The organism is Herbiconiux sp. UC225_62 (assembly GCF_042694625.1).
In the GTDB taxonomy this organism is placed as follows: Bacteria; Actinomycetota; Actinomycetes; order Actinomycetales; family Microbacteriaceae; genus Herbiconiux.
Genome location: NZ_CP170551.1, coordinates 1,390,939 through 1,406,320, shown reverse-complemented (window position 1 = coordinate 1,406,320; position 15,382 = coordinate 1,390,939). Strand labels below are relative to the sequence as shown.

14 protein-coding genes are annotated in these 15,382 nt (G+C 70.3%); 6 read left to right on the top strand and 8 right to left on the bottom strand.

Translation table 11 applies throughout. The annotated features are described in order from the left end of the window. Nucleotides 1–165: 165 nt before the first annotated feature. Nucleotides 166–2,298: an acyltransferase family protein gene (locus tag ACFJGU_RS06720; RefSeq protein ID WP_382308785.1), complete on the top strand. Its 2,133-nt coding sequence runs from the start codon at nt 166–168 to the stop codon at nt 2,296–2,298. A 22-nt stretch (nt 2,299–2,320) separates the two neighbouring features. Further along, complete coding sequence (locus tag ACFJGU_RS06715; protein WP_382308784.1) at nt 2,321–3,241, top strand: AEC family transporter; 921 nt, start codon at nt 2,321–2,323, stop codon at nt 3,239–3,241. Between the two features lie 25 nt (nt 3,242–3,266). Here the strand turns inward: ACFJGU_RS06715 and ACFJGU_RS06710 are convergent, their stop codons facing one another. From ACFJGU_RS06710 to ACFJGU_RS06700, 3 genes are read right to left on the bottom strand one after another with little or no spacing between them, the layout of a single operon-like run. After that, nucleotides 3,267–5,531: a right-handed parallel beta-helix repeat-containing protein gene (locus ACFJGU_RS06710; protein WP_382308782.1), complete on the bottom strand. Its 2,265-nt coding sequence runs from the start codon at nt 5,529–5,531 to the stop codon at nt 3,267–3,269. Next, a complete protein-coding gene (locus ACFJGU_RS06705; protein WP_382308780.1) occupies nt 5,519–6,427 on the bottom strand; it encodes a glycosyltransferase in 909 nt (302 codons plus the stop codon). The genes ACFJGU_RS06710 and ACFJGU_RS06705 overlap by 13 nt, the downstream gene beginning before the upstream one ends. Then, entirely contained in the window at nt 6,340–6,822 is a 483-nt protein-coding gene (locus ACFJGU_RS06700; protein ID WP_382308778.1) for a glycosyltransferase, read from the bottom strand. The genes ACFJGU_RS06705 and ACFJGU_RS06700 overlap by 88 nt, the downstream gene beginning before the upstream one ends. A 168-nt stretch (nt 6,823–6,990) precedes the next feature. Here ACFJGU_RS06700 and ACFJGU_RS06695 point away from each other — a divergent pair, with 168 nt between their 5' ends. Further along, a complete protein-coding gene (locus ACFJGU_RS06695) occupies nt 6,991–8,022 on the top strand; it encodes a right-handed parallel beta-helix repeat-containing protein (protein ID WP_382308776.1) in 1,032 nt (343 codons plus the stop codon). Between the two features lie 233 nt (nt 8,023–8,255). Here ACFJGU_RS06695 and ACFJGU_RS06690 read toward each other — a convergent pair whose 3' ends face one another. Further along, nucleotides 8,256–9,245 carry a hypothetical protein gene (locus tag ACFJGU_RS06690; protein ID WP_382308774.1) on the bottom strand — a complete coding sequence of 330 codons (990 nt, stop codon included), beginning with the start codon at nt 9,243–9,245 and terminating at the stop codon, nt 8,256–8,258. Between the two features lie 89 nt (nt 9,246–9,334). Between ACFJGU_RS06690 and ACFJGU_RS06685 the strand changes: the two genes are divergently transcribed. After that, a complete protein-coding gene (locus ACFJGU_RS06685; RefSeq protein WP_382308772.1) occupies nt 9,335–9,865 on the top strand; it encodes a DUF6328 family protein in 531 nt (176 codons plus the stop codon). A 42-nt stretch (nt 9,866–9,907) separates the two neighbouring features. Here ACFJGU_RS06685 and ACFJGU_RS06680 read toward each other — a convergent pair whose 3' ends face one another. Further along, nucleotides 9,908–10,570, bottom strand: a complete 663-nt coding sequence (locus ACFJGU_RS06680; RefSeq protein WP_382308770.1) for a TetR/AcrR family transcriptional regulator — start codon at nt 10,568–10,570, stop codon at nt 9,908–9,910. Between the two features lie 61 nt (nt 10,571–10,631). Between ACFJGU_RS06680 and ACFJGU_RS06675 the strand changes: the two genes are divergently transcribed. Next, nucleotides 10,632–11,432 (top strand): SDR family NAD(P)-dependent oxidoreductase, encoded by an 801-nt coding sequence (locus ACFJGU_RS06675; RefSeq protein WP_382308768.1) that lies wholly within the window; start codon nt 10,632–10,634, stop codon nt 11,430–11,432. Between the two features lie 15 nt (nt 11,433–11,447). Here the strand turns inward: ACFJGU_RS06675 and ACFJGU_RS06670 are convergent, their stop codons facing one another. Beyond that, nucleotides 11,448–12,167, bottom strand: coding sequence for a TetR/AcrR family transcriptional regulator (locus ACFJGU_RS06670; protein WP_382308766.1), 720 nt, complete (start codon nt 12,165–12,167; stop codon nt 11,448–11,450). 104 nt (nt 12,168–12,271) lie between these two features. Here ACFJGU_RS06670 and ACFJGU_RS06665 point away from each other — a divergent pair, with 104 nt between their 5' ends. Further along, complete coding sequence (locus tag ACFJGU_RS06665; RefSeq protein WP_382308764.1) at nt 12,272–12,844, top strand: NAD(P)H-dependent oxidoreductase; 573 nt, start codon at nt 12,272–12,274, stop codon at nt 12,842–12,844. 85 nt (nt 12,845–12,929) lie between these two features. On the opposite strand, the gene trxA is transcribed toward ACFJGU_RS06665, so the two are convergent. Both trxA and ACFJGU_RS06655 read right to left on the bottom strand, forming a co-directional pair. Beyond that, on the bottom strand, nt 12,930–13,322 hold the full coding sequence (gene trxA / locus ACFJGU_RS06660) for a thioredoxin (protein WP_382308762.1): 393 nt from the start codon (nt 13,320–13,322) through the stop codon (nt 12,930–12,932). A 75-nt stretch (nt 13,323–13,397) separates the two neighbouring features. After that, nucleotides 13,398–15,368 (bottom strand): amino acid transporter, encoded by a 1,971-nt coding sequence (locus ACFJGU_RS06655; protein ID WP_382310299.1) that lies wholly within the window; start codon nt 15,366–15,368, stop codon nt 13,398–13,400. Nucleotides 15,369–15,382 lie beyond the last annotated feature (14 nt).

Here is a 15,382-nt window from a genome sequence, read left to right as displayed (position 1 = left end):
CTCCAATCGGTCGTCTCTCCGAGCCTAGGCGCAACGCATCCGCGCTTCCTTGTTCCCGCATCCGCTTTCTTGCGCAGAAGCGCCGATCCGCCGCGGATTTCGTGCATGCACCGCACCGAGCGTGCTCCCAGGCGTGCGAGAGCGCCCCGGGTAGCATGGAGCGCGATGGAGAAGCAGACGGCCGCGGCCGCGACGACGACGCGGGCCGGAGCGAACGGGAGCAGCCGCGCCACGAAGCCGGACCACTTCCTTCCCCACATCCAGGGCCTTCGTGCCATCGCCGTGCTCCTCGTCGTGGTGTACCACTTCTGGCCCGGACGCCTCACGGGCGGTTACATCGGTGTCGACGTCTTCTTCGTGATCTCCGGCTTCCTGATCACCCAGCAGCTCACCCGCCAGCTCGAGCGCACGGATCGCATCGCCCTGCCGAGCTTCTACGCCAAACGCGCCCGTCGGTTGCTGCCGGCCGCCATCACGGTGCTCATCTTCGCGAGCCTCGCGACGCTGTTCATCATGCCGTTGTCGAGTCTGACCGAGAACGTGCGCGAGATCCTGGCCTCCACGTTCTATGTGGAGAACTGGGTCCTGGCCGTCAACTCTGTGGATTACTTGGCCGCCGCCAACGAGGCGAGCCTCGTGCAGCACTACTGGTCGCTCTCGCTGGAGGAACAGTTCTACCTGTTCTGGCCGGTTCTGCTGCTCGGCGCATCCGTCGTGGCCATGAAATTCCTCAAGGGCAAGCGGTGGCTCGCCCTCATCTCGGTGCTCGGCATCGTGGGCGTCGTCTCGTTCGTGCTCTCGATCGTGAACACCGCGGTCGACCCGGCCAGCGCCTACTTCGTGACCTACACCCGCGTGTGGGAGTTCGCGGTGGGTGGTGCCCTCGCGCTGTTGCCGCGCTGGCGGCCCGTGCGGGCCTGGCAGTCGAACATCCTCGGCTGGGGCGGTGTGATCGTGGTGCTCGCCTGCGGCTACCTGTTCAACCAGGCCACACCGTTCCCGGGCTACATGGCCGCCATCCCCGTGCTCGGCACCGCGGCGATCATCGTCGCGCACCACCGCGAGAAGCCGTGGGACGCCGGCCGCGTGCTGAGCTTCCGACCCATCGCCTTCATCGGCGACATCTCCTACTCGCTCTACCTCTGGCACTGGCCGCTCATCATCATCGCGCCCTACATCCCAGGGTGGGGTCTGAGCATCTGGAACCGCATCGCGCTGTTCCTCTTCTGCTTCGTGATCGCCTGGGCCACCAAGCGCTTCATCGAAGACCCGACCCGGCAGTGGACGTTCTTCACGAGCCGCCGCCCCCGCGTCACCATGATCGGCGTGGTGGCCGTGATGGCCGTGTCGAGCCTGTTCGCGGGCACGGCGTGGGCCGTGCAGCAGCCGAAGTACGACACCGAGGCGGCCCAGCTCGCCGACACGCTGGCGAACCCGCCGGAGTGCTTCGGGGCGGCATCCGGCCCCACCGACGGGCTGAACCCGATCGATCCGCTCTGCGTCAACCCGGCGCTCGAGGGACAGATCATCCCGAGCCCCGGATTCGGCAACGCCGACCGGCCGCGCCACCCCGACTGCTTGAGCACCCTCAACGACGCCACCGTGCGCGACTGCCAGTTCGGCAGCGACGCCGCGGACGCGCCCCAGATCGCGCTGATCGGCGACAGCCACGCCTACGCCCTGATGGACCCGTTCATCGACATGGCCGAGAAGAACGGCTGGCACCTCACCACCTACCTCAAGGGCGGCTGCCCCTGGACCACGACCCCACTGCTCGCCAAGGACGCCTTCGCGGCCTCGTGCGACAGCTGGCGCGACTCGCTCACCGACCAGCTCGCGGCGCATCCGCCGTTCAACGCGATCTTCACGGCAGCGCTGACCGACCGCAACGTGCCCGGCACCGCCGACGACGAGCAGACGGCTGCGATCGGGTACGGCGAGGCCTGGAAGCAGGTGCTCGATCGGGGCACGCCGATCGTGACGATGGTCGACAACCCGTCCTGGGAGGACGACCCGAACAAGTGCCTCCGCACCGAGGCGGAGGCCGACTGCACCGAGCCGCGCGACGAGGGGCTGGCGGAGTTCGATCCGATCGCGCTCGCCGCGTCCGGGGCCGCGACCCAGGGGCAGGACGTGACGCTGCTCGACTTCAGCGACACCTACTGCACCGCGGAGGAATGTTCGGCGGTCATCGGCGGAGCGAACGTGTACCGCGACACCGACCACCTCACCCGCACCTTCGCGTTCACGCTCGAGCCCTTCCTCGAGCGGGCGATGACCGCCGCGCTCGGGCGCTGAGCACGCGGGCCCGGGACGCGACATGCTGGGGGTGCTGACCGGATTCGGGATCATCGGCGTCGTGATCCTGGTGGGCTACGCGGTGCAGCGGTGGCGGATCGTGCCGCCGACGACCGGCCTGGTGCTGAACCGGGTGGCGTTCTTCGTGGCGATGCCGGCGCTGCTGTTCACCGTGCTGGCGCGGTCGCACCCGTCGGACATCGTCGCGGTGCCGACCATCGCGTCGATGGCGGCGACCCTGGTGGCGATCGCGCTGTACGTCGTGGCCTCGCGTCTCTGGTTCCGGCAGCCGCTCGCCGAGACGGCGGTGGGCGCCGGCGCGTCGTCGTACGTGAACGCGAACAACATCGGATTGCCGGTGGCGACCTACGTGCTGGGCAACACCCAACTGCTCATCCCGGTGCTGCTCCTGCAGCTCATCGTCATGGCGCCGGCCCTCCTTGCGGTGCTCGACACGGCGTCACGCGGGTCGGCGTCGGTGCGGTCGATCCTCACGCAACCGCTGCGCAACCCGATCATCATCGCGTCCGCGGCGGGAATCGTCGTGGCCGTGACCGGAATCACGCTGCCGGATGCGGTGCTCGCCCCCTTCGAGCTGGTCGGCGGTGCCGCGGTGCCGATGGTGCTGCTGGCGTTCGGGATCTCGCTCGTCGGTCAGCGCCCTCTGCAACCCGGGACCGGTCGACGGGCGATCCTGGTCGCCGGAACCATCAAGGTGGTGATCATGCCGCTGGTGGCATATGTCGTCGGGCGACTCCTCGGGCTGGATCCGGCCGACCTCTTCGGAGTGGTGGCGCTGGCCGCGCTCCCGTCGGCCCAGAACATCTACAACTACGCGGCGCGCTACGAACGCGGCGTCGTGCTCGCCCGAGACACGGTGCTGCTCACCACGCTCGCCGCCGTGCCGGTGCTGGTGCTCATCGCGGCACTGCTCGCACCCTGAGTTCCGAACGACGGCACCGGGCGCGTCAGTCGCGCCCGCCGTTCTCCTGTTCGGCGCGCAGCCGGCGCGCCTTCGCCACCCAGCCGGCCACCGAGCCCACCGGCACCCGGAGGGCCGTCGCCACCCGGTCGATCGGCTTGCCGGCGTCGAGGACCGAGGCCACGGCCAGCTCCTCCACCGAGCTGAAGCGGCCGAAGTTCGTTGCAGAGCCCGAACCTGTGTGGCCCGCCCTGTCGTCGGCTGCGCCGGGCGCTACGGATGTGTGTGCGGGCTGGGTGGTCGCGGCACCGGGGCGCTCGGCGCGGGCGGGTATGCTGGTCGCTCCGGGCGCTCCGGGCGCTCCGGGCCACCGGGCCGAGGTGCCGAGCCGCCGCCGGATCTCCTCGGGTGACTCGCCGACGGCATCGCGGGTCGCCTGCGCGACCACGACGGCGGCGGCCGTCACCACGGCGGCCGGCGAAGCAGCCGGCGCACCCGCCGTCGCGGGCGTGACCCCGCCGTTGCGCTCGAGCTCGTAGCGCTCTTTCTCGGCCTTCGCGACCGCGATCGTGGCCGACTCGACGAGCTCGCGGATGCGTCGTTGCCGTCGCCGCCGGTAGAACACGAACGCGATCCCCGTCACCGGGATGACGAGCAGCAGCGCCCAGAGCAGGGCGAGCGGATGCGCCTCGATCCACAGCAGCAGTTCCCACTGCACGGCCCACCCCGAGTCGGTGTTCGACGCGAGCTGCACGTCGTCGGCGCCGTTCGTCTGCGCGATCGCGCTCGGCCCGTTGCCCGAGATCGTGTTCCCCTCGGCCCGCGCCGACGTGAGGGCGCCATCGAACACGATTCCGTTGCCGCCCGTGACCTGGACCGTGTTGCCGGTGACCTCCCCCTGCGAGTCGCGCAGGGAGATGCCCACGGTCTTCTCGGTCACCGAATTGCCCGACACCGTCACGTTGCTCGTGGCGATCACCGAGACGCCGCCGGAGCGGTTGCCTTCGAGAGTGCTGCCGTTCACCGTCAGCACCTTCGAGTTCTCGGCGCTGAAGCCGGCGACGTTGTCGCCCGAGGCCCGCGGGGACCCGTCGAATCGCAGTCCGTAGCCGCCGTTACCGGTGAGGGTCGCGGCATCCACGGTGACGTCGCCGACGCCCGTGCCCACCGCGATTCCGTGGCCTCCGGAGTTCTCGACCGTCGTTCCCGTGATCGCGATCCGCTGCGAGGTCGCCCCGATGGCGACTCCCTCGTCATCCGAGTCACGGACGACGCTGTCGCTGAGGGTCACGTCGGTCGACGCGTTCACGTACACGCCGATGTGCTGGCCGGAGAAACGGGAATGCGCGATGGTGCCCGTCGACCCGAACGAGCCCGCGCCGGTGAGCGCGAAGCCACCGGTCTCGCCGCTCCAGAATCCGAGATCGCTCGCGTCGAGATGGTCCACGGCGACCCGGCCCTCGTTCACCCGCACGTAGGCGCGCCCGTCGCTCACATCGACGTCGGGCGCGGCCCTCTCCGGATCCCACGACGTGATGGTCACCGGGGCGCCGTCGCTGCCCGTGATGTCCAGCTCCCCACCCCACACCACGATCGGCATGAACTCGCCGGCGTGGCTGAGCAGGCGGATCGTCTGGCCCGGTGCGTCGAGCTTGAGCACGGCGCCTTTGCTCACGAACACCGTCTTCGTGACCAGCACCGTGGTCGCGTCCACACGCGTCGCCATCCCGGCGGCGATGAGGTCGTCGAGAGTGGTGGGCGCGGCGCCGGGCAGCACGATGCCGGTGGTCTCCATGCCGATGACTGGGAGGCCTCGGGCCAGCAGCGACCATCGGGTGTCCTGACTGAGCACCAGCCGGCTCTGGGTCTCGGCCGACGGATCGACCGGGTAGGGCGAGAACGTCGTGCTCGGCACGGTGGTGGCCGCGTTGGCGGCGATGAGGTCGAGCCACTGCTGATCGGCCGAGGTCGAGGTGGGCGAGGGGGCCGGTGCCGCGGAGGTGGTGTCGGATGCGCCAGCTGTGCCGGATGCATCCGTCGCCGGCGTGGTCGCGGGCGAGACCGCCGACGGGCCCGGCGTGCCCGACGGGCTGCCGAGGAGTCCGTTCACGAAGCCGGTCAGTGCCGCGGGCGCGCCGTGGGAGGCGATGACGGTGCCGCCGATGCCCGCGAGGATGAGCACCGGGATCAGGATGCGCACGAGGTTGCGACGGGTGCGACCCACGGTGTCGCCGCGCTCCTCGGCGGTGAAACCCGTGCCGGTCTCGTCGCCGCCGCCGCGACCCTTTCCCTCCCCGCTCACGCCCGACACGCGTCCTGCTTCTCGATGCCGGCTGTCGCCTGGGGCTTCTCGCCCTCGGCTGCCGCAGGCGTCCGCAGCGTCGACTCGGTCTGCCCCTCGCCACCGATGCTGTCGGCCGAGCGCGTCAGCCACCCCTGGGTGTTCATGGTGAACAGCGCGTACGTCTTGATCGGGAGCGCCACGAGCATGATGATCACGGCCACGAGTGGCAGGATCACGATGTCCTCGGGTCGCCGCCACAGGTGCGAGATGCCCCGGATGCCGCGGCCGACCAGCACCCACAGCAGCGCCATCGCGAACGCGAGCAGCGGCAGCGGCGCGGTGAGCGCGTGGAACACGTAGAAGATCGCGATCAGCATGCTCACGGGGGTGAAGAGGATCTGCATCACCGTGATCTGCGAGATGAACGGCACCCGGAAGATCCAGCCCCGCCGGATCGCCGTCAGGTAGCACCGGTAGGAGTTGCGGCTCCACCGCACCCGCTGCTTCACGAAGGCCCGGAAGGTGTCGGGGAACATCGAGAGCGCCCGCGCCGAGTCCTGGTGGGTCACACGGTAGCCCGCCGAGAGCACGAGCCAGGTGAGCCGTCCGTCGTCGCCCGCCACGCACTCCTTGCCGAGGAAGATCTCGTGCTCGAGGTCGTGCAGCTGCGGCAGGATGACCTCGCGCCGGTAGGCGCTCGTGCGGCCCGAGGCGCAGATCACGCCCCCGTAGCGCCCCATGGCGGGCGCGTAGTCGTAGTAGCGCAGATCGATGATCCAGTCGGCCACCCGTCGCCACACGCTCGTCTTCGGCAGGTAGACGTTCTGCCGGGTGCTCACCGCGCCGACGGCGGCGTCGATGAAGGGCATCTGGATGGCGTCGAGCATCCCCTCCTCCCACCCGGTGTCGGAGTCGACGAGCACGACGAGCTCGGTGTCGCCGCCCGGATGCCCACGCCGAGCGCCGACCGCTTACCCCGGTGCTTGAACATGATGACGTCGACCTCGGGGTACCCGCGCTCCTCGATCAGCTGCTGCGCCTCGGTGTCGGCCACGTCGAGCACGATCACGATGCGGCTCGGCCCCTGCCGCCGCCAGGTCTCGAGGCAGCGCAGCAGCACGGCGGGGTCTTCGTGGTACGAGGGGACGACGACCGTGGTCGTGGTGCGGTAGTCGTTCACCACAGGTTTGGTGCTGGCCGAGATGAGCTTGCGGATGAGCCAGAAGCTCCACGACACGATCCCGAACACGCCGAAGGGCAGCAGCCACAGGAGTGAGGTGCTGACGTCGCCGAGGAACGACGAGAGGTCGCTGGACATCGGGCCGCCTGCCTTTCGAGCAGAGGAAGCACTCGGCTGGGTGGGCCGAGCGGGATCGGGTCGTGCGGGGCGGTGCAGGGTCAGGCCGGGTCGGGCGCTTCCCGACAGCATAGCGAGCCGGGGCGGCGCGTGTCCGTCGCCTCGCCACCCCCTTTGTAGGCTGGTGCGATGGGGGTATCAGCTCGGTCGGTCGGCGCTCTCGTCGCGGGTGCCGCCCTGCTCCTCGCCGCGGTCTCCGGATGCTCGGCCGCGGGCCCGGCGTCCGTCGCCTCCGCCTCCGCCTCCGTCGCCCCGGCATCGTGCCCCGCGGGCACCCTCGTCTCCACCGCCGCCGAGCTCACGGATGCCCTCTCCGCGGCCACCCCGGGAGCCGTCGTCGTTCTCGCCGACGGCCGCTACGCCGGGACGTTCACGATCGCCGCCTCGGGAACCGCCGCAGAACCGATCACTCTCTGCGGAGCATCCGGAGCCGTGCTCGACGGCGGCTCCACCGACACCGGCTACACCCTGCACCTGCAGGGCGCGTCGAACTGGCGGCTCGAGGGCTTCACCGTGACGGGCGGCCAGAAGGGCGTGATGCTCGACGGTTCCTCCTCGAACGTGCTCACCGGCCTGACGGTGACGCGCACCGGCGACGAGGCCGTGCACCTGCGGGCGGGCTCGAGCGACAACACGGTGCAGGATTCCACGATCTCGACCACCGGCCTGCGTAACGCCCGCTTCGGCGAGGGCGTCTACGTGGGGACCGCGCAGAGCAACTGGTGCACGGTGTCGGCCTGCAGCCCCGACGCGAGCGACCGCAACCTCATCAGCGGCAACACCATCACGGGCACCACGGCCGAGGCCATCGACGTGAAGGAGGGAACGACGGGCGGGCGGCTTCTGGCCAACACGCTCGACGGTTCGGCCATCACGGAGGTGGATTCGCTCATCGACCTGAAGGGCTCCGGCTGGACGGTGAGCGACAACCGCGGCACCGCGGCGCCGACCGATGGGGTGCAGGTGCACGTGATCGTTGACGGCTGGGGGGCCGGCAACATCATCGCCGCGAACGACTTCGCCGTGGCGGCGTCGGGCTACGCGGTGGCGGTGGTCGGCGCGGCTCGTGGCGCGGGCAACGAGGTGGGGTGCGACAACGTCGCCACGGTGGCGGGGGCGGATGCGCCGGGCCCCGTCACGAACGTCACCTGCGCCGGCTGAGCCCGGAGTGGCCCCGCGGGGCACCGGCGGTCGACCTCGTCGGTCCGGTCGGCTGGGCCCGGGGTGGGCCGGCGCGGCGCCGATGGTCGACCTCGTCGGTCCGGTCGGCTGGGCCCGTGGTGGGCCGGGGCGCCACCCACCGTCGACCTCGTCGGTTTAGGTGGCTGGGCCTGTGGTGGGCCGGCGGGGCGCGGACGGTCGACCTCGTCGGAGCGGGGCACGACGTACGCTGCTCAGGGCATCTTCTCGTAGCGCTGGCGCGCGCGCGTGGCGGCGCGGCCGGCGGCATCGGATGCCCGCTGCGCGGCTGCGCGCTCCTTGCGGAGCGAGGCGGCCAGCAGGTCGGCCTCGGTCACGGCGTCGTGGAGTCGCTCGACTCGCTGCTTCAATTCCCGCAGCTCCTCGGCGAGGTCGCGGCGCTCGTCCTTGGTGTCGCGGATGCGGAGATCGAGGGTGGCGAGTTCGGCCTCGGCCGCCTCGGCGTCCTGTCGCGCCTCTTCGGCCTCTCTCTTGGCCTGGAGCTTCGCCTCGCGGCGTGCCTCCCGTCGGGCCTCGAGTTCGTCTCCGCCCGCTCGGGTCGCCTTCGTGACGGGCCCGGTCGCCCCGCGAGGTGACGGAGACTGCGCCGAATCCGGCCGACGTGCCGGATCGTGAGCCACGTCGCCGCCCGCGGCGGGGATGCGGGACCGGGGCGGCGCCTCCGCGCCGAGAGACTCGGGCACCGCGACGGCTCCCGCGAGGTCGACGGGGTCGAGCCCCGATCCGCTGAAGGTGCGAACGAGCGTGCCGTCGCGCACAGCGGCCGCCGCGGCCTCGTCGCCCATCGCCGCCTGAAGGGTCTGCTGCACCTCGGTCGCCGCGGACTCCGACACGGCGGTGCCGAGCTCGTCACCGAGTTCGCGAGCCGACCGAGCGATGCCGGCGAGCATCCGCTGCCGGTCGCGGCCCAGCTCGCGGAGGGCATCGCGGTCGAGCGCATCCTGAGCCGCGCGCATCCGTTCGCCCAGGTCGAGCAGAGCGTCGACCTCCTCGAAACGATGGCGCACCAACGCGTTCACGGCCCAGGCCGCCACGGAAGGTTTCGCGAGACCCCGGATGCGCGCCGCGAGCGGCCGGTCGCCGTCGTCACCGGCCGCCTTGGCGCGGGCGTTGCGCGCCGCGATGAACTCGCCCGGCGTGAGGGCGTACAGCTCGCGGGCGATCGCGGCCAGCGACTCCATCATCCCTCCGCTCCCGAATTCGACACGCCGCGCACGGCGTCTCGGCGGGCCTGCCACGAGCATACGGCGGAGCCTCGTGCTACAGATGGGTCATGGACGACGTGACCCCCTCCGACCGCACCGACGACCGCATCGACGCCGTACCGGGTGACGGCCGCGACGAGACCGAGAACGAACGGCTCGACCGCAACTGGAGCGAGATGCTGCAGGAGCTGCGGGTGATCCAGACGGGGACTCAGATCCTCACCGGATTCCTGCTCGCCGCCGTGTTCCAGTCGCGGTTCGAGGAGCTCGACGACTACCAGCGCACCGTGTACCTCTGCCTGGTGGTGACGTCGATCCTCACCACCGTGTTCGGGCTCACGCCGGTGAGTCTGCATCGAGCGCTGTTCCGGCAGCGCAAGAAGGCGGAGGTGGTGCACGCGACCGATCGCATCCTGCAGTTCACGATGCTCGGCGTGGCCCTGACCTTGGCCGGAACCGGGATGCTCATCTTCGACTTCGTGTTCGGGCGGGTCGGGGGGATCGTCATCGGCGTGGTGATCCTGCTGGTGGTGGTGCTGCTCTGGATCGTGGTGCCGCGAGTGGTGCGGCACTCCCGCCACATCGAGCTTCGCGCCTGAGAGCGGGGCGGTCCGGCCCGGCTCGCCCCGGCCCGGCGGGCGTCAGCGCTCGGGCGGGGTGACGCCCGCGGCCAGGCCGGCGGTGAGGCCGGCCCAGAGCAGGTCGACGGTGGCGCGCGTGGCGTCATCGACCGGTACGCCGTCGAGCAGGTCGTTCGTGGCCAGGGTCGCGACACCGTGCACCGCCGCGAAGGCCACGAGAGCGAGACGGTCGGGGTCGCCGGATGCGACGTCTCCGGATGCCTGAGCGGCGCGGATGAGATCGGTGGTCTTCGCAAGGCTGGCGTGGCCGATCCGTTGCAGCCGCGGGCTGGCATCCGGGGCGTGCTTCGTGGCGTACATGACCTGCAGCAGAGCGCGATGCTCGACCGCGAAGGCGACGTACGCGTGCGCGACGGCTCCGAGACGCTCGGCGACCGAGCCCTCGCTCGCGACGGCGGCGTCGAGCCGGGCGTTCATCGCCACGAACCCGTCGTAGGCGAGCGCGTCGAGCAGAGCCTGCTTGTCGCGGAAGTGCCGGCCCGGCGCCCCGTGGCTCACCCCGAGGTCGCGAGCGAGCTGACGTAGCGAGAGACTCTCCACGCCGTCTACCTCGATGGTCGCCTCGGCACGCTCGAGCAGCGCCGAGCGCAGGTTGCCGTGGTGGTAGCTGGTGCCCGATCCGCCGCCCGGATCGGCGGCACCGGGCGTCCTCGTGGTGCTCATGTTCTCAGCTTACCGGCATGTAGTCGTTGACAACAATGCTGACACTGCCTACATTGGAATCATGACAATGACCTATCGCGGAACCATCGCTCTCATCACCGGCGCCAGCTCGGGTCTCGGCGTCGAGTTCGCGACGCAGTTCGCCGCCCGAGGGGCCGACGTCGTGCTCGTCGCCCGGCGCATCGAACGCCTGGAGCAACTGGCCGCCGAGCTCCACGACCGTTTCGGGGTCACCGCCACCGCCCTCGAATTCGATCTCGCCGTTCCGGATGCGGGCGGCCGACTGCGCGCCGAACTCGCCGAGCGCGGAATCACGGTGCAGACGGTGATCAACAACGCCGGCTTCGGCACCCGGGGACTGTTTGCCGAGGAGGATGCGGCGGTGCTGGCATCCGAGATCCAGCTCAACGTGGCCGCTCTGGTCGACGTGTCGCGCGCCTTCCTCCCCGACCTGCTGGCGGCGGCGGGAGGGCCTGCCTCCGGAGCCCTGGTGAACATCGCCAGCACGGCGGCGTATCAGCCCACGCCGTTCATGGCCGTGTACGGCGCCACGAAGGCGTTCGTGCTGCACTTCACCGAGGCGGTCGCCTTCGAGACGCGGGAGTCAGGGCTGAAGGTGCTGGCCCTCAGTCCGGGCGCGACCCGCACCGAGTTCTTCGACGTGGTGGGCAGTGAGGCGGCGGCGGTCGGGCGGTTCCAGACGCCCGAGCAGGTGGTGTCGGCCGCGCTCCGGGCGCTCGACAAGCGCTCCACGCCGGCGAGTCTCGTCTCGGGCCGCGCCAACGCGGCGACGGCGGCCGCGACGGGCCTGCTTCCGCGTGGCGCCCTCCTCGCGGTCTCGGGCCGCGTCATGGCCGACTGAACCGCGGGGCATCCATCACGGAGCCAGTCGGCGCACCAATTCCTCCCAGCCGTCGGCCAGGCGTGACGTCGTGACGCCGCGCAGCGCCCCGGGCGGGAGGATGAGGATCGCCTCGAGCATCGAGATGAGGTTGAAGGCGAGCACCGGCAGGTCGCCCTCGACGCCGGCCTGCCGCAGCAGGCTCACCACGTGCACCTCCGTCACCTGGCGGGCCGGCACGGAATAGCGCGACTCCGGCGGCGCCTCGGACTTGCGGAGCAGATCGCCCTGCGCAGGGAGCACCTGGATGCGCGCACGCCCGAAGGCGACGAGCCGCTCGATCGGATCGGCGCCGGGACCGAGCGGAGGCGGCCCACTGATCATCCGGCTCTGGAACTCCCGCTCGGTCTCGTCGAGCAGAGCGCGGAAGACCCCCGTGCTCGAGCCGAACCGCCGGAAGATCGTGCCCTTGCCGACGCCCGCCTCGGTGGCGAGCACATCCATCGTGAGGGCCTCGACGCCGTCGCGCTCGATGAGGAGGCGGGCGGTGGTGAGGATGCGCTCCCGGTTGCGCGCGGCATCCGAGCGTTCGGCGGGCGGAGCGCCGACCGCAGCTGTTCCCGCGGGCCGGATGCTCGTCGGCAGACCCAGCGAGACGCCGACCAGGGCGCCCAGCGGCAGGTCGCTCGGGGGCTCCGGCGAAGGAGCGGATGGACGGCCGCGTGAGGCTTCGGATCGGGCGCCGGTCGAGTCCATGCACGGACTGTAGCACGGCGGGAATAAACGGACCGCGGTCCGGTTGAACCCTCCATACACCGAGCTCGCCGGCATCCGGCGGCCCCCTCTCACTTAGGAGAAGCATGACTGACATCCTCGTTCTCGTCGGCAGCCTGCGCGCCGCCTCCACCAACCGCCAGCTCGCCCAGGCGGCAGTCGAACTCGCCCCGGAAGGCGCGAACCTGCACCTTTACGAAGGCCACGGCGCGTTGCCGCTCTACAACGAGGACGTCGACGTCGAAGGCCAGCTGCCCGAGGCCGTCGTCGAGTACCGCGCGGCCATCGCGGCCGCCGACGCCGTGCTCGTCGTCACCCCCGAGCACAACGGCACCATCCCGGCGAACCTGAAGAACGCCATCGACTGGTCGTCGCGCCCCTTCGGCTCGAGCTCCATCTCGGGCAAGCCGCTCGCCATCATCGGCACCTCGTTCGCGCAGTTCGGCGGCGTGTGGGCCCAGAACGAGGCTCGTAAGGCTTACGGGATCGCGGGTGCCCGCGTCATCGAGAGCACCGTACTCGCCGTGCCCAACTCGATGGTGCGCTTCGCGGAGACCCACCCCAAGGAGGACGCGGAGATCGTGGAGCAGCTGCGCGCCTTCCTCACCCAGTTCGTGGCCGACCTCGACGCGCTCGAGACCGAGGAGCAGGCCGCGTAACGCAGCCGCTCACCCCGGCTCATCCGGAGATCGAAAAGGGCTCCCGCACAACTCGTGCGGGAGCCCTTCTTCGTGTGGGTGCTGCCTACTCCGCGGTGTCGGAGGCGCCGGCGGCCTGCTTGGCGACGGCCTCGGCGTAGTCCTTCTTCACGGTCTCCATGTCGAGAGCGCGCACCTGGGCGATGACGTCTTCGAGCACGGGGCCGGGGAGGGCGCCGGGCTGCGCGAAGATCGGGATGCCGTCGCGGTACCCGACCAGCGTCGGAATGGAGGTGATGCCGTAGGAGGCGGCCAGCTGGCGCTGATCCTCGGTGTCGACCTTCGCGAAGGTGATGTCGCCGTGCTCGGCGGAGGCCTTCTCGAACACGGGGGCGAACTGCTTACAGGGGCCGCACCAGTCGGCCCAGAAGTCGATCAGGACGATGCCGTCGGCGACCGTCTCGTCGTGGTTCTCAATGGTCAGAGTCTTCGTGGACATACAGCTATTAACGACACGAGCGGGCCGAAATTCCGAGCGTGGAGCGGATGCTCAGGGTGCGCATCCGTCGCCGGTCTAGCTGACGTGCACCTCGGGCCGGTGCCGCCGGTCGCGCTCGGCCCGCCGCAACACCTCGCGGGTGACGGGGGCGACCTCGCCGGTGCCGGTGACGAGGTACTTGAACATGTTCGAGATGGGGCTGCCCTCCGTCCACTCGAAGTAGATGTTCGGCACCACGCCCGTGATGTCGCGGATCTCGAGCAATACCGTGGCGATGGTGTTCGGGATGTTGCCGCTGGTCACCCGCAGCACCCGGTAGCCGTGCGCGGTCTCGCCCCGCACCAGGAGGTCCTCCTCGAAATCGGAGGAGTCGGAGGGGTAGACCTCGAGGAAGATGACCGGCGAGCGCTGCGGGATGCCGCTGTCGCGCCGCTCCTCCGCCACCTTCTGGCTGTATTCGCGGGCCGATCCGTCGTCGGGTTCGTTGGCGATGATGCGGATCGAGTCGTACTCGTCGGCATCCGTCAGCACGAAGTCGACCGCCACCGGGTCGAGGGTGACGGATGTCGCGCGGAGCTGGAAGGAGCGTTGCACCCGCGAGATGATCGACACCGCGATGATGCCGACGATGAACAGGGCGGCGATGCGCACGCCGTCGGGCCGTTCGATGATGTTGGCGATGGTGGTGTAGAGGAACACGACCGACACCACGGCGAACCCGATCGTGGCCGCCCGCTGCTTCTTGCGCATCGCCGACAGCGTCACGGCGACGGATGCCGAGGTGATGAGCACGAGCACGCCGGTGGCGTAGGCGCCGGCCTGGGCGTCGACATTGGCCCCGAACCAGAGGGTGATGATCACGGCGATGGCGGTGAACACGAGCACGAGGGGACGGACGAGTCCGGCCCAGTGCGGAGCCATGCCGTAGCGAGGGAGGTAGCGCGGCACCAGGTTGAGGAGACCGGCCATGGCCGAGGCGCCGGCGAACCAGAGGATGGCGATGGTGCTGACGTCGTAGACAGTGCCGAACCCCTCACCGAGGTATTCGTGGGCGAGGTAGGCCAGCGCGCGGCCGTTGGCGGGGCCGCCCGGCTGGAAGGCCTCCTGCGGGATGAGCAGGGTGGTGACGACGCTCGAGGTGATGAGGAATGCGCTCATGATGAGGGCGGCGGTGGTGAGCAGGTTCTTGGCACCACGGATGCGCTTCTTCGGGTTGTTCTGGTCGTCACTCGGGCTGCCGGTGATCTGGGGCATCACGGCGACGCCGGTCTCGAAACCGGAGAGGCCGAGGGCGAGCTTCGGGAAGGCGATCAGGGCGATGCCCACCATCACCAGCGGGCTGCCGTGGCTGGCGGTGAGCGCTGCCCACCAGTCGTCGATGACGAGCGGATTCTCGGCCACGTGGGTGAGGCTCACCACGATCACCACGGCGTTCAACAGGAGGAACACCGCCACCAGCACGACGGCGATGTTGATGGCCTCCTTGAAGCCGCGCAGGAAGACCACGGCCAGGGCGGCGATCAGCACCAGGGTGATGATCACCTGCTGGCCTTCGAACCAGCTCGGGGCGAACGGGTTCTCGATGGCGTGTGCCGTGGCATCCGCGGCGCTCAAGGTGATGGTGATCATGAAGTCGGTGGCGGCGAACCCGAGCAGCACCAGCACGACCAATTTGCCGCCCCACCAGGGGAGGAGCCGCTCGAGCATGGCGATCGAACCCTCACCGCGGAAGCTCTCGCGGGCCACCCTCCGGTAGACGGGCAGTGCGCCGGCGAGCGTGATGACGATGAGGATGATGGTGGCGAACGGGCTCAGGAGCCCGGCGGCCAGTGCCGCGATGGCGGGCTGGTAGCCGAGGGTGGAGAAGTAGTCGACGCCGGTGAGGCACATGACGCGCCACCACGAGTGCGTCTTCTCCGGCTTGGCGGCGCCCGGTCCGGGGTGGCGGCCGGTGTTGTCGGTGAGCCCGACGGTCAGCCAGCGGCGGAGGCGTGCGCGTGCGCGCGGGTCTTCAGCGGGCTGTTCGTGCGGTACACCCGGCGTCATGTTCGAGCCGGCGC